This is a genomic window from Pseudodesulfovibrio sp. lm2024 (genome assembly GCF_051175575.1).
GTDB lineage: Bacteria > Desulfobacterota > Desulfovibrionia > Desulfovibrionales > Desulfovibrionaceae > Pseudodesulfovibrio > Pseudodesulfovibrio caledoniensis.
Window position 1 is genome coordinate 1198787 of sequence record NZ_CP195092.1, and the last position, 19413, is coordinate 1218199.

Annotated in this window: 21 protein-coding genes; 8 read left to right on the forward strand and 13 right to left on the reverse strand. The window is 64.0% G+C overall.

Annotated elements, in window-relative coordinates; genetic code table 11:
* Positions 1–62 precede the first annotated feature (62 nt).
* Genes ACR42D_RS05355 through rpmH form a run of 5 tightly spaced genes read right to left on the reverse strand, consistent with a single transcriptional unit; the run spans position 63 to position 3595 of the window.
* A complete protein-coding gene (locus tag ACR42D_RS05355; protein ID WP_484565831.1) occupies positions 63–1130 on the reverse strand; it encodes a Jag family protein in 1068 nt (355 codons plus the stop codon).
* A gap of 45 nt (positions 1131–1175) precedes the next feature.
* Positions 1176–2843: a membrane protein insertase YidC gene (gene yidC / locus ACR42D_RS05360; protein ID WP_484565832.1), complete on the reverse strand. Its 1668-nt coding sequence runs from the start codon at positions 2841–2843 to the stop codon at positions 1176–1178.
* Positions 2813–3094: a membrane protein insertion efficiency factor YidD gene (yidD, locus tag ACR42D_RS05365; protein ID WP_484565833.1), complete on the reverse strand. Its 282-nt coding sequence runs from the start codon at positions 3092–3094 to the stop codon at positions 2813–2815. Before yidD ends, yidC begins: the two co-directional genes overlap by 31 nt.
* 7 nt (positions 3095–3101) lie before the next feature.
* Complete coding sequence (gene rnpA, locus ACR42D_RS05370) at positions 3102–3473, reverse strand: ribonuclease P protein component (protein WP_484568439.1); 372 nt, start codon at positions 3471–3473, stop codon at positions 3102–3104.
* A complete protein-coding gene (gene rpmH / locus ACR42D_RS05375) occupies positions 3461–3595 on the reverse strand; it encodes a 50S ribosomal protein L34 (RefSeq protein ID WP_071546398.1) in 135 nt (44 codons plus the stop codon). The genes rnpA and rpmH overlap by 13 nt, the downstream gene beginning before the upstream one ends.
* Before the next feature lie 229 nt (positions 3596–3824).
* On the opposite strand from rpmH, the gene ACR42D_RS05380 reads away from it, so the two are divergent.
* A complete protein-coding gene (locus ACR42D_RS05380) occupies positions 3825–4478 on the forward strand; it encodes a lactate utilization protein (RefSeq protein ID WP_484565834.1) in 654 nt (217 codons plus the stop codon).
* Positions 4479–4684: 206 nt separating this feature from the next.
* Entirely contained in the window at positions 4685–5431 is a 747-nt protein-coding gene (locus tag ACR42D_RS05385; protein ID WP_484565835.1) for a UPF0280 family protein, read from the forward strand.
* 4 nt (positions 5432–5435) lie between these two features.
* On the opposite strand, the gene ACR42D_RS05390 is transcribed toward ACR42D_RS05385, so the two are convergent.
* From ACR42D_RS05390 to ACR42D_RS05405, 4 genes are read right to left on the reverse strand one after another with little or no spacing between them, the layout of a single operon-like run.
* Complete coding sequence (locus tag ACR42D_RS05390) at positions 5436–5972, reverse strand: GNAT family N-acetyltransferase (RefSeq protein ID WP_484565836.1); 537 nt, start codon at positions 5970–5972, stop codon at positions 5436–5438.
* Between the two features lie 5 nt (positions 5973–5977).
* Positions 5978–6625 (reverse strand): Crp/Fnr family transcriptional regulator, encoded by a 648-nt coding sequence (locus ACR42D_RS05395; protein ID WP_484568440.1) that lies wholly within the window; start codon positions 6623–6625, stop codon positions 5978–5980.
* A gap of 60 nt (positions 6626–6685) precedes the next feature.
* Positions 6686–8650, reverse strand: a complete 1965-nt coding sequence (locus tag ACR42D_RS05400; protein WP_484565837.1) for a diguanylate cyclase — start codon at positions 8648–8650, stop codon at positions 6686–6688.
* A 13-nt stretch (positions 8651–8663) separates the two neighbouring features.
* Positions 8664–8963: an MTH1187 family thiamine-binding protein gene (locus ACR42D_RS05405; protein ID WP_484565838.1), complete on the reverse strand. Its 300-nt coding sequence runs from the start codon at positions 8961–8963 to the stop codon at positions 8664–8666.
* A gap of 478 nt (positions 8964–9441) precedes the next feature.
* Here ACR42D_RS05405 and ACR42D_RS05410 point away from each other — a divergent pair, with 478 nt between their 5' ends.
* The 4 genes from ACR42D_RS05410 (at position 9442) to ACR42D_RS05425 (ending at position 13496) form a co-directional block, all read left to right on the forward strand.
* A complete protein-coding gene (locus ACR42D_RS05410; protein WP_484565839.1) occupies positions 9442–10428 on the forward strand; it encodes a hydrogenase small subunit in 987 nt (328 codons plus the stop codon).
* Between the two features lie 66 nt (positions 10429–10494).
* Positions 10495–12213 carry a nickel-dependent hydrogenase large subunit gene (locus tag ACR42D_RS05415; RefSeq protein WP_484565840.1) on the forward strand — a complete coding sequence of 573 codons (1719 nt, stop codon included), beginning with the start codon at positions 10495–10497 and terminating at the stop codon, positions 12211–12213.
* A gap of 422 nt (positions 12214–12635) precedes the next feature.
* Positions 12636–13142: a hypothetical protein gene (locus tag ACR42D_RS05420; protein ID WP_484565841.1), complete on the forward strand. Its 507-nt coding sequence runs from the start codon at positions 12636–12638 to the stop codon at positions 13140–13142.
* 24 nt (positions 13143–13166) lie between these two features.
* Positions 13167–13496: a DMT family transporter gene (locus ACR42D_RS05425; protein WP_484565842.1), complete on the forward strand. Its 330-nt coding sequence runs from the start codon at positions 13167–13169 to the stop codon at positions 13494–13496.
* A 157-nt stretch (positions 13497–13653) separates the two neighbouring features.
* Here ACR42D_RS05425 and ACR42D_RS05430 read toward each other — a convergent pair whose 3' ends face one another.
* The 4 genes from ACR42D_RS05430 to icd form a co-directional block, all read right to left on the reverse strand.
* Entirely contained in the window at positions 13654–13911 is a 258-nt protein-coding gene (locus tag ACR42D_RS05430) for a HypC/HybG/HupF family hydrogenase formation chaperone (RefSeq protein ID WP_484565843.1), read from the reverse strand.
* A complete protein-coding gene (locus tag ACR42D_RS05435; protein WP_484565844.1) occupies positions 13880–14434 on the reverse strand; it encodes a HyaD/HybD family hydrogenase maturation endopeptidase in 555 nt (184 codons plus the stop codon). Before ACR42D_RS05435 ends, ACR42D_RS05430 begins: the two co-directional genes overlap by 32 nt.
* 457 nt (positions 14435–14891) lie before the next feature.
* Positions 14892–16484, reverse strand: coding sequence for an acetolactate synthase large subunit (locus tag ACR42D_RS05440; protein WP_484565845.1), 1593 nt, complete (start codon positions 16482–16484; stop codon positions 14892–14894).
* 269 nt (positions 16485–16753) lie between these two features.
* The gene (icd, locus tag ACR42D_RS05445; RefSeq protein ID WP_484565846.1) at positions 16754–17896 is read right to left on the reverse strand and encodes an NADP-dependent isocitrate dehydrogenase; all 1143 of its coding nucleotides are present in this window, start codon (positions 17894–17896) and stop codon (positions 16754–16756) included.
* A gap of 159 nt (positions 17897–18055) precedes the next feature.
* Here icd and ACR42D_RS05450 point away from each other — a divergent pair, with 159 nt between their 5' ends.
* Both ACR42D_RS05450 and ACR42D_RS05455 read left to right on the forward strand, forming a co-directional pair.
* Positions 18056–18787 carry an SIR2 family NAD-dependent protein deacylase gene (locus ACR42D_RS05450; RefSeq protein ID WP_484565847.1) on the forward strand — a complete coding sequence of 244 codons (732 nt, stop codon included), beginning with the start codon at positions 18056–18058 and terminating at the stop codon, positions 18785–18787.
* Positions 18787–19287 (forward strand): GNAT family N-acetyltransferase, encoded by a 501-nt coding sequence (locus ACR42D_RS05455; RefSeq protein ID WP_484565848.1) that lies wholly within the window; start codon positions 18787–18789, stop codon positions 19285–19287. Before ACR42D_RS05450 ends, ACR42D_RS05455 begins: the two co-directional genes overlap by 1 nt.
* The last annotated feature ends 126 nt before the right edge of the window (positions 19288–19413 follow it).

A 19413-nucleotide genomic window follows, 5' to 3' on the forward strand; every position in this document is an offset into this window, starting at 1 on the left:
CCTTCATGAATTCAAAGGCTGTCGAGAGTGGTGCGGATGCGCCGCTCTCGGAAGCCGCAGTCCTAGTAGCGGGCGCGGCCGTTTCCGTTCTTGCGGCTTTTGGGGACGATGAGCACACGCTTCATGGGACCGTCGCCCTTGGAGCGGGTGAAGACCGTCTCGTTATCCTGCAGCGCCAGGTGGATGACCCGGCGGTGGTAGGAGGACAGGGGCTTGGTGGACTGGGTCCGGCCCAGGCTGTCCGCCTTCTCGGCCAGGTGCCAGGCGATCTGGCGGAGCTTGTCGTCCTGGCGCTCTCGGTAGTCGCCGGTGTCCACCTGGATGCGCACCGAACCCTCCATCTTGCGGGAGACCAGCCGGTTGACCAGGTACTGGATGGAGGACAGGGTCTGTCCCTCGCGGCCGATGATCAGGCCGGAATTCTCTTCGTCGTCGATGAAGACCTTGACCCGGTCGGATTCCAGGGTGACCTCGATGGCGGTTTCGCCCACGATGGGGGTCAGCAGCTCGGCCATGACCTCGCGCACGGCGTTCTCAAGGAGCGTCGGATCGAACTCGGACATGTCGGCGCGGGGACGCTCCTCGCGCGGCTCGCGGGGTTCGCGCGGCTCACGGGGCTCACGCGGTTCGCGGGGCTTGCGTTCGCGCGGTTTGCGCTCGCGGCCCTTCTTCTCGCCCTTGGGCTGGCGGGGCTTCTTGTCCCGGGGCTTGCGCGCCGGGGCGGCTTCGGTGGGCTCGGGGGCGGCCACGTTGCCGTTGATGTCGTCGTATTCCTCGACCGGGATGAGGTTGCCGTTGGGCTCGTCCTCGACGATCTCGGCGGTCTGTTCCACGACTTCGACGGGCTCCTCCACGGTCTCGGAAGGGGCCTTGGGCTCGCGCCGGGGCTTGGCCTCGCGCTTGGGCTTGGCCGGTTTCTTCTCGCCGTTGAGGATGTCGGAGGCGTTCACCTGGGCGCGGGGCCGCGCCTGAACCTTGGCCTTTTTCACGCCCATGATGCCGAAGATGCCGGAAGAGCCTCCGGACAGGATTTCTATTTCCAGCCGGTCGCGCTGCAGATTGAAGTAGTCACAGGCGCTTTCGATAGCTTCGTCCAGGTCCTTCCCCTGGAATTCCTTGAAGTCACTCATTCTCGTTTCCTTCTTATGCCGGGGTGATGAAGCCCCCCGGTGGCGTTAGTCGTTGCTCGCGGCGGCCGATGCCTTGGATTTCCTGGCGATCATCAGCTGCTGTCCGATGGACAGGAGGTTGTTGAAGAGCCAGTAGATGACCAGGCCGGACGGGAACTGCAGGAACATGAAGGTGAAGACCAGCGGCATGAAGAGCATGATCTTCTGCTGCGTGGGGTCGCCCGCGGTCGGGGTCATCCGCTGCTGCAGGAACATGGACGCGCCCATGATGATCGGCGAGATGTAGTACGGGTCCTTGGCGGACAGGTCGGCCAGCCAGGGCAGATCGGTGAAGGGCAGATGGGCGATGAACGGGGCGTGCCGCAGTTCCACCGCGCCGAGCAGGGCCTTGTACAGGCCGAAGAAGACCGGAATCTGCACGACCATCGGCAGGCAGCCGCCCATGGGGTTGACCTTGTACGTCTTGTACAGGGCCATGGTCTCCTGGTTGAGGCGCTGCTTGTCGTCGCCGTACTTCTCGCGCAGCTTGGCGACCATGGGCTGGAGCTTCTTCATCTTTTCCATGGAAGCGTAGCTCCTCTGGGAAAGGGGCCAGAAGATCAGCTTGATGATGATGGTCAGGATGATGATGGCCACGCCGTAGTTGCCGATGTAGCCGTAGAAGAAGTTCAGGCCCACCAGCAGCGGTTTGGCCAGGAAGTCGAACCAGCCGAAGTTGACCGCGTCGGACAACTCGTTGGGCATGGCGGACAGCATCTTGCGGTCCGTGGAACCGATGAAATAGGAGGTCTTAAGGGTCTTGGCCACGTTGGGCATGAAGGTGGCCTTGTCGGTCACAGCCATGCGGAAGATGTCGCCCTGCATGCCGGCGGACAGGGAGGCGTCCTCGGTCCGGGGCATGATCGCGAACAGGAAGTAGTTGGACTCGATGGCCCCCCACTTGAGGTCGGCGGGGGCGGACAGCCCTTCCTCGCGCAGGTCGTCGCGGTCGCTCAGCTCCTTGCGGGTGTCCTTGGTCAGGTAGGCCACGCGGGTCTGGTTGTAGCGGTCGTCCTCGTCGGACATGGACCGGGCCGCGGCGGTGAAGGACAGGGCGCCTTCCGCGCCGGTGGCGGTCAGGTTGGTGACCGTGGCCGACTCGTCGATGAGATAGGAGTCGGCGTGGAAGGTCAGCACCCGCTCGATCTGGTAGCCGTCCACCTGTCCGGTGAAGGTCAGGGTCTTGGTGCCCTCGCCCTCGGCCAGGTTCAGGTCGGTGCCCTTGAAAGCCCACTGGCCGCGCTTCCAGGTGTGGTATTCTTTGTCGTTCAGGGTCAGGATCAGGCCGAGCGGGCCCTTGGCGAACGCGTCCGCACCGACCAGGTCCACGAACGGGGAATCCTTCTTGATGGTCTCGCGGTACTTCTTGAGCACGAACTTTTCGAGAACGCCGCCCTGGGAATTGAACACGGCGGTGTAAAGCGGGGTATCCACCGAAACGGACACGCCGTCGGTGGGAACGAATTCGGGAACGGGAGCAGCATCCGTGGCGGCACTGGCTGCGTCTTGGGTCTTTTGGGTGAGGGCGGCCGTCTTCTGTTCGGCCTCGGCGGCCTTACGGGCCATTTCCGCTTTTTGTTCCGCCGAGGGACCCGTGATGTATTGCCATCCGAAGAGGACAATAAAGCTCAGGACCAGGGCAATTACAAGACGGATTTGCTCCTTCTTCTCCATGGGGTGAATCTCGCTTTGGTTTTGGAATCGGGCCAAACGGCCGGGACGGGGTCAAATCCCCCGCGGCATAGAGGCTGGCAACGAAGGAGACGCCAAAGCGTAAGAAGGCTCCCCTTGAACGCTCCGTGGCGGCACAGGGCTTCCTTGGCGTACTCGGAGCACGACGGATAGAACCTGCAGGCCGGAGGCAGCAAGGGGGAGATGAGTTTTTGGTAAAACCAAATGAGCGCCAGGAATAGTGAGCGCATCATTTCCTCTCTAAGAGGCCGCCGCTTCTGAGCACAGACGGCTCAAAAGCGGGGTAAACTCTTCTGTGGCGAGGGCGAGGGTCAGCTGCTTGGCCTCAAGGTTCCGCTTCGGAACAACGACGATATCCAGAGGCAAATCAAAATCGAATTGATGCAGCCTGAAATACTCGCGCACCACCCTCTTTATACGGTTGCGCGCCACTGCGTGTCCCATCTTCTTACTGACAGTCAGTCCCAGGCGAAAGCCGCCTACCGGGGTGCTGCGCTTGCGCAGGAACAGGATGAAACTCTTCGTGAAATGCTTCTTGCCCTGCTCGTAACAAGCTGTGAATTCAGGGCTTCTGAGCAGCCGGCGCTCCTTGTTCCAAGCTAGACGGCTAATCTCTTACGCCCTTTGGCGCGACGGCGGGCAAGCACCTTGCGACCATTTTTGGTGCGGGAACGCACCAGGAAACCGTGGGTTCTTTTGCGACGGCATTTGCTGGGCTGGTAAGTACGTTTCATATCTGTGATCTCCTGAAGAGTAAAATTTGCTGAAAGTTGCGTTGAACGGAAGCATATAACCGTTGGTCCTGAGACCGTCAAGCGGTATTTTCTCCGGTTTCCGGGGGACCCGCTTCCGGCTCGGCGGGTTTTCTGCTACAAGCTTTTTCACCGCTTGGCGAGTGAAAAATGGACCCTTTTCCAAATTGCCGCACATCGCCTTCTTAATGAAGTATATACCGGAGGACATATGGACAAGCCCCAAGAACATTATTGGACCCTGCACCTGAACGATCTGGCGGAACAGCTCGGGAAAAACGGCTTCGACGTGCGCATGGCCGACACGCTTTCCGCCGCCCGCGACCTCGTGATCAACGAGATCCTGCCCGAGATCAAGCCCAAGACCGTGTCCTGGGGCGGGTCCGGCACCCTGGCCGCGTCTGGACTCTACGAGTACCTGCGCGACAGCCCGGACTATGAGACCCTGGACACCTGGGACAAAACCCTTTCGGCCGAGGACAAGTATGAGCTGCGCCGCCGGGCCCTGCTCGTGGACTGTTTCTTCGCCAGTTCCAACGCCGTGACCGAGGACGGCCATCTGGTCAACCTCGACATGATCGGCAACCGCGGAGGGGCCATCACCTTCGGCCCGCGCAACGTGGTCCTGCTCATCGGCCGCAACAAGCTCGTGCCCGACCTGGAACGGGCCATGGAACGCATCAAGGAATACGTGGCCCCGGTCAACACCATGCGCCTGAACATGAAGACCCCCTGCGTCAAGACCGGCTACTGCATGGACTGCGGTTCCCCGGACCGCATCTGTAACGTCTGGACGATCACCGAAAAGTCGTTCCCCAAAGGGCGCATCAAGATTGTCCTCATCAACGCGGACCACGGCTTCTAGAAGGGTGGGGGGGCGTGCGCCCCCGGCCCCCCATCCCCTCTTCCTTCCGAAACTTTTTGGGCCGCCTTCGGCGGGGTGTGCTGTGGGAAATGGTGTTCGTTGTTTGTTCGTTGTTTGTTCGTTATGAGGCCGGGTGTGGATAAAATGTTCGTAAGTGTGTTCGCAAGTTGTTCCGTATTTGGAACATCGGCTTGGAGGGCTTGGTGATGGCCGGGAAACATCTTTCCACAGAGCGCGGGTATCGGCGCATGGTCCGCCCCCGGGACGGCGAGGTCCGGTTCCAGGTGGGGGTGGAGCAGACCGATCTGCTCGTGGTGGCCGAGCTTGACCTGCGCGACGAGATCGCGGCCTTCGTGTCCAGGGTGCGCGGCGAGATCAAGAACTGGATCATGTTCCATCCGGAGTTCGCCGAGAGCCTGGTGCCCGTCGCCGTGCCGGACAGCGCGCCCGACATCGTCCGGGCCATGGCGGCGGCCGCGCAGCCGTGCGGAGTGGGGCCCATGGCCGCCGTGGCCGGGGCCGTGGCCCAGGCCGTGGGCGAGGCGTTCACCGCGCGCAGCCCGAACCTTCTGGTGGAGAACGGCGGGGACACCTACCTGTGCTCCACGCGCGAGCGGGTGGTGGCCCTGCTGGCCGACCCGGAATCCGGGGCGTCCGTGGGGCTGCGCATCGAGGTCGACGCCTTTCCCGTGGCCCTGTGCGCGTCCAGCGGGACCATCGGCCATTCTCTGAGCCTCGGCTCCGGCGACCTGGTGGCCGTGCGTGCCAAAGACGCCCGGCTGGCCGATGCGGCGGCCACGGCCCTGTGCAACATGCTCGGTTCGGAGAAGGATATGGACCGGGTGCTCAAGCGGGCGCGAGGACTGGCCCCCTACGGGCTGGATGGCGTGTTCGCCCAGTACGACGCCAAGGTGGCCGCCTGGGGCGATCTGGAACTGGTGGCCTTGGAATAGCGGGCTAGAGCAGCAGGCCGTATATCCACAGGTCCGTCAGCTTGCCCCACTTGCGGACCACGCCCTGCCGCAGTCCCTCCTGCCTGAAGCCGGTCTTTTCCAGCACCCGCCGCGAGGCCGGGTTCCAGCCGAAACAGGTGGCCGTGAGCTGCTCGATGACCGTGTGGTCGCGCATGTAGCGGACCAGCTCGGACACCATTTCGGTGGCCAACCCCTTGCCCCAATGGGCCGGGCCGAGCCAGTAGCCCACCTTGGCGGTGTGCGCCTCCACGTCCGTGCCCCGGATGGTCCCGCAGCTGCCCGCCAGCTCCCCGTCGACCAGGACCGCGAACTGCCATTTGTCCTCGCCCGCGCCTTTCCGCGACCAGTAGACCATCCGTTCCGCCGCCGCCTCGTCAAAAGGGTGGGGGAACTTGAAGGAGGTGTTCCAGGATATGTCCCGGGTGTTGGCCACGGGCGGGATCAGGGGGATGTCCTCCATCCGCCAGGGGCGCAACAGGCAGCGTTCGGTGTTCAGCTCGGTTCGCAGAAAGTCGTTCACGTCGTCTACTCCTGCTGTTGCATGACCGCTGCGAGCATGTCCCGCTCGCGGATGCGGATGATTCTGGTGTCGTTCGCGTCCCGGCCCACGGCCAGGAGCTCCTGGTCGGCCAGCCTCTGGACGTACTGCTCGATCCGGTCCGGGGTGGTCACGAAGGTCTCGGCCAGGGTCTTGATCGTGACGTCGTATTTCAGCTCCAGCTTGCCGCAGGCCGAGAAGAGGTCGAAGATGCGGACCACGCCCAGCCCCACGGACGGGACCTTCATGGCCTTGCGCGTGGTGGATTTGAGCCGGTTGACCAGGACCGTGATGATGGAGGCGATGACCTTGGGCGATTTGCGCATGAACTCGTCCAGGTCGTCGCGGGTGACCACGATGACCTTGGAGTCCTCCAAGGCGATGGCCGTGGCCGTACGCACGCCGTCCTCCAGGAACAGGGCCATCTCCCCGAAGATGGAGATGGGCTTGAGGATGGCGAAGACCTTCTTGCGTCCCTCGACGGTCCCGGAAATCTCGATCTTGCCCTCGGTCAGGATATACGCGGCGTCGCCCTTGCTGCCCTCGTTGAAGACCAGGTTGTACTTGAGCACGTTGCGCATCAGGTAGTTGCCGCGCGAGACCTGCTTCAACTGGACGTTCTGCTGGGTGATCATGGACACGGATGCGCTCCTCTCAATCGGTTATCGATTATCCCTCTGCGGCAGCAAGGGCGGTCACAATCGGACCACCGAGTTGCGGCCCGCCTGCTTGGCCTTGTACAGGGCCTCGTCCGCCCGTTTGAGCAGGTCGTTGATGGAGTCCTCGTCTTCCAGGGAGGCCACCCCGATGGACACGGTCACGGTGAGGTCGCCGACGTCGGTGGGGATGGGCCGGGACGCGGTCATGGCCCGGAAACGCTCGGCCGTCTCTTCGGCCTGCTCGGGGGTAGTCTCCACCAGCAGGGCGGCGAATTCCTCTCCGCCCAGGCGGGCGAAGACGTCGCTCTGCCGGAAGTCGGCCCGGCAGCGCAGGGCGAAGGTGCGCAGGACCTCGTCGCCGATGGCGTGGCCGTGGGAGTCGTTGACCTCCTTGAAATAGTCGAGGTCGAACATGAGCACGGCCAGGGGATGGCCGAACCGCTTGGCCCGCGCCAGCTCGCTCTTGGCCCGGTGGAAAAAGGCGTGCCGGTTGTGGGCCCCGGTCAACTGATCGCGGGTGGCCATGCGCTGCAGCCGCGCCTCCAGCCGCCGCTTCTCGGTCACGTCGTGGACGATGGAGTAGTGGAGCTGGCGGTGGCCCAGCGAGACCGGGCCGGTAAAGACCTCCACGTCGCGCCGGGTGCCGTCCTTGAGGGTGTGCACCTGCTTGAAGTAGCCGCGCCGCTCCTGGGCCGCCTCCTTGAGTTCATGGTAGAGTTCCTCGTCGGTCATGCAGTCCAGCTGGCGGATGGTCATGGAGGTCATTTCCTCGTTGGTGTACCCGTAGAAATGACAGGCCGCCGGATTGACGAACTGGATGGACGAGTCCAGGGGGTCGTGCAGGAGCATGACCGCCTTGTTCTCCTCGAAGAAGGCGCGGTGCAGTTCGTCGCGCTCCTCCACGGCCTGGGACGCCTGGACCAGGTCCGTGACGTCCTGCATGATGCCGTTGAAGAAGCCGTCGGGGTTCAGCCGCCCGGAGAGTTCGGCCCAGATGTGCCGCCCGTCCGTCCTGACCAGTTCGGTGCGGAAGCGCGATATCTCACCGTCTTGCCACAACCTTTCCCACAATCGTTCCCGATTCTCCCGGTGTACGTAATATTTCAGGATGTTTTGTCCGACCACATGCTCGGAGGCCTCGAACCCCATGATGTGCGCCGCGGTCCTGTTGGCCTCCTTGATGAGCCCGTCGGGACCGATCAGATAGATGCCGACCAGGGCGTTGTCGAAGAGCTGTCGGTAGCGCTTCTCGCTGTCGGCCAGGGCCGCCTCCTTGCCCGCGATGTGCCGGAGCATGCCGTTATGGGCCTCGATGACCTCCCCGATCTCGTCGTCGCTGCGCCAGTCCGCCTCGGTCCACCGGCCGGTCTCGCCGGTCTTGCGGATGGCCGCCAGCAGGGCCTTGAGCGGGCGGCTCACGGTCCGGCTGAAGGCGTAGACCGCGCCGCTCAGGGTGACGGCGATGATCAGCAGGAACTGGGACAGCTGCCACAGCAGGTGCAGCCGGAACCGCTTCTCGGCAAAGGTATAGGTGTAGTGGATGACCAGCCGGCCCATGTCCACGCGCGAGCCGTCGGGCATGCGCCGGTAGATGTCCCGCCACAGGGTCTTGAGGCCGACCACGTGGTCTTCGGGGGTGATGCCGTAGGACAGGAAGAGGTCGCCGTCCTGGTCGTATATCTCGGCCCCGAGCATGGCCGGGTTGCTCGAGATGGTGGCCAGGGCGCTGACCATCTCCTCGGTCTGGTAGTTCCACAGCAGGCCGTCCAGCACCCGGGTGGTGGCCGTGGCGAAGATGCCCACGTCGGTGTCGATCTTGTCCATGATGTCGCGCCGGGCGTAGTGGGCGAGCAGGAGCATGAACAGCATGATGCCCACCAGCAGGGGGGGCAGGATGCGCACCAGGAATTTGAAGATCAGGGACCTGGGATTGATCCCACCGGGGGGCCGGGGGCGGTGCTCGGCGGCCTTTTCGGCCTGTTTCTCCGGGGGCGGGGCCATGGGCGGGCGGTCCTTAGGCCAGCCTGCTCTCCACACTGTGGAGCTTCTGGTCCATGCCGTCGCGGCGTCCCTTGCGGGCATCCACCTTGATGGTCATGTACAACCGGTCGGAATCCTTTTCCAACTCGCGGTAGCAGCCGTCGACCACTCCCATGACTTCGTCCCACTCTCCTTCGATGCTGGTGCCCATGGGGCAGAGGCGGTATTTCAGGCCGGACTTCTTGATGACGTTCAGGGCGCGGGAGACATAGGCGCTCAGGCCGGAGCCGCCCTTGTCCAGGGGGAAAATGGAAAGATCGATGATGACGGCCATCGGAAATGTCCTCCTCGAGATTACTGATTCGTCACCTGTTTTAGCCGAATTGTAGGCCGAGTGGAAGAATGTAATCAATTATTGTTTATACCCGTCTCTTCGGCGTCTCGGGCGAAGGGGCGAGGCAAGGGAAAAGGGGGCGGGAAAGGGCGGGATCGGCGACCGCCAATGCCCGTGGGCAGGGCGTTCTGTGATTTTTGTCACGTGTTCACGTCAATTCGCCTAGCGTGCCGATTCGCTTGAAAGTTTTTTAAAGTTGCCTATTGATTTTGTTTGTAAAGCGCGATACGACTTTGTTAATTAATTTTTCCGGGGGGTTATAGCACGAACTCGGAAAAAGAATGTTAATCGTGTCACGTTTTTGTTAATCGTGGCAAAGAGACGGTTTAGGTCCGAGTTCGGGTGTGTGCCCGACGGTTATGGCGGGAATAACGGTGTTCTCCGTCATAACAGACTCATTTTATTACGGAGGTGTTCTATGAAATTTTCCGTAGGTCATGGCAAGGAAGGAGCCGTGGAACGGCTGGAAAAACGCGGCGTCTCTCGCCGTGATTTCATGAAGTTCTGCGGAACCGTGGCCGCAGTGATGGGCATGGGTCCGGCTTTCGCCCCGAAAGTCGCCGAAGCCCTCACAGCTGACAACAGGCCCGACGTCGTTTGGCTGCACAACGCCGAATGTACCGGTTGTTCCGAATCCATCCTGAGGACCGTCGAGCCCTACATCGACGCTCTCATCCTGGACTACATCTCGCTGAACTACCATGAGACCATCATGGCGGCGGCGGGTCATGCCGCAGAGAAGGCTCTGTGGGATACGGTCAACGGCGGCAACTTCGTGGCCGTCATCGAAGGTGGCGTCCCGACCGCTCCGGCCGGTACCGCCAACGAGGCCGGCGCGTACGGCAAGGTCGGCGGCCACACCATGCTGGAGACCACCACCAAGGTCGTCAACGCCGCCAGCGCGACCATCACGTACGGCACCTGCGCGTCCTACGGCGGCGTGCAGAAGGCCGCCCCGAACCCGACCGCGGCCAAGGGCATCGGCGAAATGTTCCCGGGCAAGGCGTTCATCAACGTCCCCGGCTGCCCGCCGAACCCCTACAACCTGGTCGGTACCATCGTGCACTTCCTCACCAAGGGCATGCCCGACCTCGACGACGTCGGGCGTCCGACCCTGTTCTTCGGCGAGACCGTGCATGACAACTGCCCGAGGCAGGAGCACTTCGACATGGACGAATTCGCGCCTTCCTTCGGTTCCGAAGAAGCCCGCAAGGGCTGGTGTCTGCGTAAGCTCGGTTGTCGTGGTCCCGAGACCTTCAACAACTGCCCCACGGTCAAGTTCAACCAGTACAACTGGCCTGTCCAGTCCGGCCACCCCTGCATCGGCTGCTCGCAGCCCGATTTCTGGGACGGCGCCGACTGGGATGGCGAAACCTACTTCTACGCCGACCTCACCGACATGTAGTCGGCGGTCCGCAAGGTTTCGTCCAACTAACGCAGACAGAATCAGAATTCTTAAGGAGGATACAATATGTCTGGTTGCTCCCCTAAAGCCGCCCCGATGGCGCATGGGAAACACGATGTCGTAGTTGATCCGGTCACCAGGATCGAAGGTCACCTTCGCATTGAGGCCGTGGTCGAAGATGGCAAAATCGTTGACGTCCGCAGCAGCTCCCAGCTGTTCCGCGGTCTGGAGATCATCCTGAAAGGCCGTGATCCCCGCGATGCCCAGCACTTCACCCAGCGCTCCTGCGGCGTCTGCACCTACGTGCACGCGCTCGCTTCCGTCCGTTGCGTCGACAACGCCGTCGGCGTGGACAAGGAAATGCCCCACAACGCGACCATCATCCGTAACCTGGTGCTGGCCGCTCAGTTCATGCATGACCACATCGTGCATTTCTATCATCTGCATGCCTTGGACTTCGTCGACGTCACCGGCTGTCTGTCCGCCGACGTCAACAAGACCGCTGAAATCGCCGCCGCCGTCGCCAAGACCGTGCGCCCCGATCCCAAGATCGTCTCCTCCAAGGAAGACCTTCAGAAGACCAAGGACACCGTCAAGAGCATCGTCGAATCCGGCCGTCTGGGCATCTTCACCAACGCCTACTTCCTCGGCGGCCACCCGGCCTACGTCCTGCCGCCCGAGGTCAACCTGCTTGCCACCAACCACTACCTGAACGCCCTGCACCTGCAGGTCAAGGCCGCTCGCGCCATGGCGGTGTTCGGTGCCAAGAACCCGCACACCCAGTTCACCGTCATGGGTGGCGTGTCCTGCTACGAAGGCCTGACCGACAAGTACATCAACGACTTCCTGGCTCTGTACGCGGACATCAAGGACTTCATCCTCGACTGCTACATCCCGGACCTCATCGCCGTTGCCGGTTACTACAAGGATTGGGCCTCCATCGGCGGCACCACCAACTTCATGAGCTTCGGCGAATACCCGGCGCAGGGCGGCGAGGCCGACCTGAACTCCCGGTACATCAAGCCCGGCGTCATCTTCGATCGCAAGATCACCGACGTCCAGGCCTTTGATCCGACCAAGATCGAAGAGCACGTGAAGCACTCCTGGTACAAGGATGACTCTCCGAAGCATCCCTACGCCGGTGTGACCGATCCCATGTACACCAGCCTGGACGACAAGGCGAAGTACTCCTGGATGAAGGCTCCCCGCTACGACGGCAAGTCCACCGAAGTGGGCCCGCTGGCCACCTGCCTGGTCAACTACGGCCTGGGTCATCCCGAGTTCGTCAAGTACGTCAACTTCGTGCTCGGCAAACTGGAAGTCGGCCCCGACGCCCTCTTCTCCACCCTGGGCCGCACCGGCGCCCGCGGTATCGAGTGCCTGATCACCTGCCTGAAGACCGAAGACATGGTCAACGATCTGAAGGAAAACATCGCCAAGGGCAACCTCGACATCTGCAAGGATTGGGACATGCCCGCCGAAGCGCAGGGCGTTGGTTTCGTCAACGCTCCCCGCGGCGGCCTGAGCCACTGGATCGACATCAAGGGCGGCAAGATCGACAACTTCCAGCTCGTGGTCCCGTCCACCTGGAACCTCGGTCCCCGCTGCGACAACAACCTGCCCGGCCCCACTGAAGAGGCTCTGCTGGACAACACCCCGATCGCCGATCCGGAACGCCCGGTCGAGATCCTGCGTACCGTCCACTCCTATGACCCCTGCATCGCCTGCGGCGTGCACGTCATCGACAACAAGACCGGTAACGTCAAAAAGTTCCGCGTCCTGTAGTCAAGGCAGGCGCTGACGCGCTAAAAACAGAGGCCCGGCATATGCCGGGCCTCTTTTTTTCGCGATGGCGCTTGCGGCGGCGGCTTTGGATAGCGGGCCATCCGCACATTTTCCGAGGGGGCATTTGATCCTCACGTAGGTCCACTACGCTGCGGTCAAATCCCCCCTCGAAAAATGCACGGCTGACCCACTCTACGAAGCCTCGCTCCCTGCGTTCTCGGGGGGAGGGAGCGCGGGAGTGGGGAGGGGGACGCGGAGGAGCGGTGCGTGCGCTTCGCTGTTGGGTGCCTTTGCCACCCCAGGCGCTTGGGGCGGCTATGGGGAGTTCGCTGAGGTTAGGCTGCTTTGCAGCCAATGCGCTCGTGGCGGCGAAAAGGGGGGCTGGTTTGACCTTTCGGCGGTTGTTGGCTACGGATTTTCGTATGCGAAGAGAAGAAAGACTGGGGATTGTCGGGCGCGGGGCGCGGTATGTGAAGGCCGCGCCGTGGCCGTACATGACCGGGGTCGGGGCGTTGCTGGCCGCCTTCGTGTTGAAGGGGGCCGGGGCGGCGCAGTGGGCCTCGGGGGACGTGTCCGGGGGCGTCGTTTTGTGCTGGTGGGGCGTGTGCTGGCTGGTGGTCGCCTTTTTCGCCATGGCCGACGGCGTGTCCCGGCATAGGGAGTACCGGCGGATCAAGGCCATGCTGCTCAAGTACGGATTCAGCGAGCGCATCCTGAAACCCCTGGCCCGGTCGCGCTGCCAGCGGGACGCCGCCCTGCACGCCGCCCGGGAGACCGGGTATCTGGACCGCGCCCGCGACTACTTCCACGGGCTCGGCTACCGCTGGTACCACATCCTGCCCGACCTCGTGATCCGCAACCCGCTGGCGTTCGCCAGCCCGACCTTCCTGCGCACATCCTTTCTACCCGGCAAGAAGCAGCGGGCATAGCCCGTCCCGAACATCGGAGACACCATGGGATACATCTATCTGGCCCTGGCCATCATCAGCGAAGTTGTCGGCACCACGGCGCTCCAGTCGAGCCACGGGTTCACCCGGCTCGGCCCCAGCCTGGTGGTGATCGCCGGGTACGGCCTGGCCTTTTACCTACTCTCATTGGTGCTCAGGACCATCCCCATGGGCGTGGCCTACGCCATCTGGGCGGGGCTGGGCATCGTGCTCATCGGCCTGGCCGGGGTGGTCTTCCACAAGCAGCCCCTGGACCTCCCGGCTATGCTCGGTATGGGGCTCATCGTGGCCGGGGTGGCGGTCATCAACATCTTCTCCAAGACCGTGGTCCACTAAGTCGAGTGCTGTCCGGACTGTACCTTATGGCCCTTCGCCGCAGGCGACGCAAAAAGTTTGGGAGGGTCAAGGGCAGCGCCCCATCCGCCGGATGCAGCCGACAAAAAGGCCCGGAACGCGGTGCGTCCCGGGCTTTTTGGCGTTCTTTGCGCAGCCGCTAGAGCATCTCGTGTTGATATTCTTCCCCGCCCAAGAGTTCGACCATGTCGCGCAGGATCTTGAGGGTCTCCTGCGCCTCCTTGGGGTCGAGCTTGCGCAGGGCGAAACCGGCGTGGATAATGATGTAGTCGCCGATGGTCACTTCCTCGTCCATGAGCATGATGGACGCCTGGACCGTGGTGTCGCCTTCGCCCACCTTGCAGGTGGCGACGCCGTCACTGATTTCAAGAATTTCTGCAGGTATCGCGAGGCACATAAATCTTCTCCGTTGCGGGGTTCGCTGCGGTCCGGGGGGCGTAGGATGCGCCCGCCTTCTTCACTTCCTCGAGGACCAGGGCTTCCATTTCCGGCAGCCGGGCTTCGAGTTCGGGGGACAGGGCGGCGGACATGTCCTTGTAGTTGACCGGTTCGATGCCGAACAGGACCACGTCGTCCGGCACGTTGCCGATGATGCTGCACTGGGCCAGCGTATCAAGCAAGTCGGTCTGGTGCAGGGAATTCTTGAAAGCGCAGGCCTTGTTTAGATCCTCGCCCAGCAGCCGGAAAATCTCGCCCGGCCGCCCGTCGTTGAGCACGATGTCCACGATGATCAGGTAGTCCGACTCCATGATCGGGCCCATGAGCTTGAGCCCCAGGGTGCCGCCGTCGAGCACGGTGACGTTGTCGGAAAATTCGTATTTCTGCTCGAGCTCCTCGGCCACCCGGACGCCGAATCCCTCGTCGGTGAACAGGATGTTGCCGACGCCCAGGATGAGAATGCGTTTATCTTTTTCAGGCATGGCTTTCACTTAGTAGAGAGCCAAGGTTTTCGCAAGGTCTAAAACGGAAAACCGTGCCCGAAACCGGGCGCTGGATGTCCGATAATCGCCTTAACGCGCGGCGTAATAGAGGGAACTGACCTGTCCCCCGGCGCGAGCACGGCTGGGGGCAGGTTCAGCCTGCCGTGGTTGTGGACGATCTCGTCGGTGTTTGTACCAGTGGCGGACCAGGCGCACAGGCGCGTTGGTCCGGAGCGGAGGCCACGGCCCACAAAGGGTCTTCCTGGCCAAAGGTGTCCCGGTTTCTTTGCAGTTCCTGCAGGTACATGCGTGCTCTCCTTATGCGCCCGGCGACAGGGGTGCGGGCATTCAGTAGAGAGTTGCATCTCTCATGCCATGACTCGCGCGGGAAGGAGCGGAAATGAGCGCGAACGGCGCGGGCCGGGGCGCAACGGTCCCGGCCCGCAGTGATGTTGCGTTAGATGACGGCCTCGATGAGCCGGGGCCCCTTGGCGCTCAGGGCGGAGCGCAGGGCGTCGGCAAAGGACTTGGTGGTTTCAGCGCGCACGGCCTCCACGCCCATGCCCTCGGCGATGCGCACCCAGTCCAGGGTCGGATCGTGCAGGTCGAGCAGGGAGACCGCCTGGTCGCCCTTGGACGCGGCCCGGACCAGCTTGAGCTCCTGGTTGAGGACCGCGTAGGAGCGGTTGGCGTAGAGCACGGTGACCACGTCCAGATTCTCCCTGGCCTGGGTCCACAGGGCCTGCACCGTGTACATGGCGCTGCCGTCACCCTCCAGGCAGACCACCTTGCGGCCGGGCGCGGCCACGGCGGCCCCGACGGACAGCGGCATGATGCCGCCGATGGCTCCGCCGGTCAGGGCCAGGTAGTCGTGGGGCGCGGCGTTGGAGAGCAGGTTGGCGTAGGGCAGGGTCGAGGTGATGCCCTCGTCCGTGACGATGGCGTTCTCGGGCAGGAGCGCGGCCACGATGCGCAGTGCGGCCTCGGCGGTCAGCGGCGCGTCGCCGGGCAGGGCGGGCGGATCGAGCGGATACAGGGCGCAGTCGGGCGAGGCGTCCACCGCTCCGGCCAGGTCGATGAGCGCGGTGTCGCCGTCCTCGGCCGCGTGGGCCAGGGTCAGGATGGCGCAGTGCGGCGGGGTCAGCCAGCTCTCCTGTCCGGGATAGGCGAAGAAGGAGACCGGCGGTTCCGCGCCCACGAGCAGGAGCTGTTCGAATTCCTCGAGCCGCGCCAGGACGTGCTTGCCACGGTAGGGCAGCCTTTCGACCACGGGCGCGCCCGCGCCGGAACGCATGCGCGGAGTGAAGGTGTCGCAGAACAGGGTGGCCCCGGTCTTGGCGGCCACGCATCCGGCGGCATGAAGCCCCTCGCCGTGGAGCACGGACCCGCGCATGAGGATGGCGGTCTTTTTGCCGTTGGTCAGGGCCTTGGCCGCGGCCTCGACGGCGTCCGGGGACACCGGAGCGGGAGTGGGGACGGCCAGGGCGGGCGCGGGGCGCTCGGCCGGGAGCCAGGCCGTGTCCGCAGGCAGGATCAGGGTGGCCACCTGGCCCGGGGCCGTGCGCGCGGCACGGACCGCCTCGGCGGCGTCCAGGGCCACGGTGCGCGGGCTGCGCGGGCGGCGGACCCAGTGGGAGATGGCCTCGGCAAAGCCCTCCACGTTGGAGGTCAGGGGCGCGTCATAGCGCACGTGGTAGGTGGCGTGGTCGCCGACGATGTTGACCACCGGCGAGGCGCCCTTGCGGGCGTTGTGCAGGTTGGCCATGCCGTTGGCGAAGCCGGGCCCGAGATGGAGCAGGGTGCAGGCGGGCCTGCCGGTCATGCGGGCGTAGCCGTCGGCCGCGCCCGTGGCCACGCCTTCGAACAGGCAGAGCACCCCGCGCATGCCGGGGATGCGGTCCAGGGCGGAGACGAAGTGCATCTCCGAGGTGCCGGGATTGGCGAAGCAGACATCCACACCGTTGTTCACCAAGGTGGCGAGCAGGCTGTCCGCGCCGTTGCATTCGGCGCACCGGCCGGTTTCAGTAATTTCAAGGGTATGTTGAGGCATGATTCGACTCCTTGTTGCGGGTCTTGTGGAGTGTGCGGTCCCGGCGGGGCCGGGGGCGGGAATCCGAAGGGGCTGCGTCTCGTGGCGGGACGGGCGATCATCGCGGGCGCGTGGCCCGGTCGGGAAAAAACAGTTTCCGCCATGAACGAAGGTAGCCAAGCGGGGGAGGCGGGTCAAGCCGGGGAGCGGGAACTCGTCGGCCGGGAAAAAGACGGCGGGCCGCGACACATGGTCGCGGCCCGCCGGGGATGTCTTGGTAAGCTGGCGGGTTACAGGTTGGCCAGCAGCAGCTCGCCGAATTCCTTGCAGCCCACCTGGGTGGCGCCGTTGATCTGGGCGGCCAGGTCCACGGTGACCTTCTTGGCGGCCAGGGTCTTCTCCACCGAGGCGTGGATGAGCGCGGCGGCATCACCCCAGCCGATGTGCTCAAGCAGCATGGCCCCGGACAGGATCAGGGAGCCGGGGTTGGCCAGGTCCTTGCCCGCGATGGTCGGGGCCGTGCCGTGGGTCGCCTCGAAGAAGGCCAGCTTCTCGCCCATGTTCACGCCGGGGGCCAGGCCGAGTCCGCCCACCTGCGCGGCCAGGGCGTCGGAGATGTAGTCGCCGTTCAGGTTGGTGGTGGCGATGACCGAGTACTGCTCGGGGTACATGAGCACGTTCTGGAACATGGCGTCGGCGATGCGGTCCTTGATGATCACGCCGGAGCCGTCCTGGCCCTCGCGCACGACCTTGCCCTGGTATTCCTCGTCGGCCACCTCATAGCCCCAGGCGCGGAAGCCGCCCTCGGTGGTCTTCATGATGTTGCCCTTGTGGACCAGGGTCACGGACGGCTTGCCCTCGGCGATGGCGAAGTCGAGGGCCTTTCTGACCAGCCGCTTGGAACCCGCCGGGGTGATGGGCTTGATGCCCACGCCCGCGGTGATGTCGATCTTCGCGCCGAGTTCGTCCACGAGAAATTCGATTAATTTCTTGGCTTCCGGGGAGCCGGACTGGTATTCAATACCGGCGTACAGGTCCTCGGTGTTCTCGCGGAACACGACCATGTCGACCAGGTCGGGACGCTTGACCGGGGACTCGATCCCCTTGAAATATTTGATGGGACGGATGCAGGCGTAGAGGTCGAAGACCTGGCGCAGGGTGACGTTCAGGCTGCGGAAGCCCTTGCCCACCGGCGTGTTCAGCGGACCCTTCATGGCCAGGTCGGCCTGGGCCAGCGCGTCCATGGTCGCCTTGGGCAGATGCTCGCCGGTCTCGGCGAAAGCCTTCTCGCCCGCCAGCAGCTCCTGCCAGTCGAGCTTGTTGGCCCCGTTGTAGGCCATCTCCACGGCCTTGTTCAGGACGGGGCGCGCGGCGGCCCAGACTTCGGCGCCGATGCCGTCACCTTCAATGTAATAGACAGTTCTAGTAGCCAATGGATCCTCCTCGGGCAATGTGGTCGGGACTGGTTGTGAAATGAAGTAGCGGACTATGACGTTTATTCGGTCGGATTGCAAGCGGCCCGGCCCCGAGCGGCCGGCCCGGCGCGGGCTCTGGCCGACAACATGACAACATAACGAATGGCTGGAGAGATCGTGCAGGCTGAACTGGAGATGGTCAAGGCGTTGTTGAGCGGCGACAGGCGGGTGGTCGTCCTGACCGGGGCGGGGGTGTCCGCCGAAAGCGGGGTGCCCACTTTCCGGGGCCGCGACGGGCTGTGGAAGCACTACCGGGCCGAGGACCTGGCCCGGCCCGACGCATTCGCCGCGCATCCGGAGCTGGTCTGGGAGTTCTACAACTGGCGGCGCAAGCTGGTGGCGGGCTGCCAGCCCAACCCGGCGCACCTGGCCCTGGCGGCCATGGAGCGGCAGATACCGAATTTTCTTCTGATCACCCAGAACGTCGACGGATTGCACACCCGGGCGGGCAGCCGCAAGCTGGTCGAGATGCACGGCTCCCTGTGGCAGGTGCGCTGCACGGTCTGCACGCACGCCCGCGAGGACTTCTCCGAACTGCCGGACCTGCCCGACTGCCCGGTCTGCGGCCACCTGCTGCGGCCCGGCGTGGTCTGGTTCGGCGAGCCGCTCACCCCCGGCGTGCTCAAGCTGGCCATCGAGCAGATCGGCAAGGCGGACGTGTTCGTGTCCGTGGGCACCTCCAACCTCGTCCAGCCCGCCGCGTCCTTCTACCAGCTGGCCAAGGACCACGGGGCCGTGACCGTGGAGATCAACGCGGAACCGACCCCGAACACCGGGTTCATGGACTTCGCCCTGCACGGCCCGGCCGGGGAGATCCTGCACGAGTTGGCCGCCGGGATGGCCAAGTGATGGGTATGCAAGAACGGATCACCTGCGAGCCCCTCGCTCCCGAGCGGGAGGTCGAGGCCCTGGCCTTGGTCCGGACCGTGTTCGACGCCTCGGTGGCTCCCGGCTTCTCCGAGCAGGGGCGCGCCTCGTTCGCGGAATTTCTCGACCGCTTCGCCTTTTCCCGTCGGGAGGGCAAGGGCTTTGCCCTGACCGCCCTGCAGGGGGATGTCCTTGTGGGCGTCCTCGAGGTGGTGGGCGACGGCCACGTGGCGCTGTTCTTCGTGTCCGCCGACTGCCGGGGGCTTGGCGTGGGGGCCGCGCTCATGCGTCGGGCCGTCGCGCGGTGCCTGCGAGATGATCCGGACCTGTCCGCCCTGACGGTCAACGCTTCGCCCGGCTCGGTCAAGGCCTATGCGAGGCTGGGATTCACCGCCGTGGACAGCGAGCGGGAGCGCGACGGCATCCGGTTCGTCCCCATGAGTCTGCCCCTTCGGGACCCCGCGCAATCGGGCCCGGCTTGACGCCAAAGGCGGAAAGAGCGTAGGAGTTTCCTCTATGCAAACACCCATATCATACAACTATTTTTGTGGACGCGGGTGGCGTAACGTCAAGCGGCCCGATTCCTAGACGCGTGCTGAAGCGATCCG

Excerpts from the sequence above, each read along its gene's own strand:
- ACR42D_RS05355 (WP_484565831.1), bottom strand. The coding sequence starts at position 1,130 with ATGAGTGACTTCAAGGAATTCCAGGGGAAGGACCTGGACGAAGCTATC.
- yidC (WP_484565832.1), bottom strand. The coding sequence starts at position 2,843 with ATGGAGAAGAAGGAGCAAATCCGTCTTGTAATTGCCCTGGTCCTGAGC.
- yidD (WP_484565833.1), bottom strand. The coding sequence starts at position 3,094 with ATGATGCGCTCACTATTCCTGGCGCTCATTTGGTTTTACCAAAAACTC.
- rpmH (WP_071546398.1), bottom strand. The coding sequence starts at position 3,595 with ATGAAACGTACTTACCAGCCCAGCAAATGCCGTCGCAAAAGAACCCAC.
- ACR42D_RS05380 (WP_484565834.1), top strand. The coding sequence starts at position 3,825 with ATGGACAAGCCCCAAGAACATTATTGGACCCTGCACCTGAACGATCTG.
- ACR42D_RS05385 (WP_484565835.1), top strand. The coding sequence starts at position 4,685 with ATGGCCGGGAAACATCTTTCCACAGAGCGCGGGTATCGGCGCATGGTC.
- ACR42D_RS05395 (WP_484568440.1), bottom strand. The coding sequence starts at position 6,625 with ATGATCACCCAGCAGAACGTCCAGTTGAAGCAGGTCTCGCGCGGCAAC.
- ACR42D_RS05400 (WP_484565837.1), bottom strand. The coding sequence starts at position 8,650 with ATGGCCCCGCCCCCGGAGAAACAGGCCGAAAAGGCCGCCGAGCACCGC.
- ACR42D_RS05405 (WP_484565838.1), bottom strand. The coding sequence starts at position 8,963 with ATGGCCGTCATCATCGATCTTTCCATTTTCCCCCTGGACAAGGGCGGC.
- ACR42D_RS05410 (WP_484565839.1), top strand. The coding sequence starts at position 9,442 with ATGAAATTTTCCGTAGGTCATGGCAAGGAAGGAGCCGTGGAACGGCTG.
- ACR42D_RS05415 (WP_484565840.1), top strand. The coding sequence starts at position 10,495 with ATGTCTGGTTGCTCCCCTAAAGCCGCCCCGATGGCGCATGGGAAACAC.
- ACR42D_RS05420 (WP_484565841.1), top strand. The coding sequence starts at position 12,636 with ATGCGAAGAGAAGAAAGACTGGGGATTGTCGGGCGCGGGGCGCGGTAT.
- ACR42D_RS05425 (WP_484565842.1), top strand. The coding sequence starts at position 13,167 with ATGGGATACATCTATCTGGCCCTGGCCATCATCAGCGAAGTTGTCGGC.
- ACR42D_RS05430 (WP_484565843.1), bottom strand. The coding sequence starts at position 13,911 with ATGTGCCTCGCGATACCTGCAGAAATTCTTGAAATCAGTGACGGCGTC.
- ACR42D_RS05435 (WP_484565844.1), bottom strand. The coding sequence starts at position 14,434 with ATGCCTGAAAAAGATAAACGCATTCTCATCCTGGGCGTCGGCAACATC.
- ACR42D_RS05440 (WP_484565845.1), bottom strand. The coding sequence starts at position 16,484 with ATGCCTCAACATACCCTTGAAATTACTGAAACCGGCCGGTGCGCCGAA.
- ACR42D_RS05455 (WP_484565848.1), top strand. The coding sequence starts at position 18,787 with ATGGGTATGCAAGAACGGATCACCTGCGAGCCCCTCGCTCCCGAGCGG.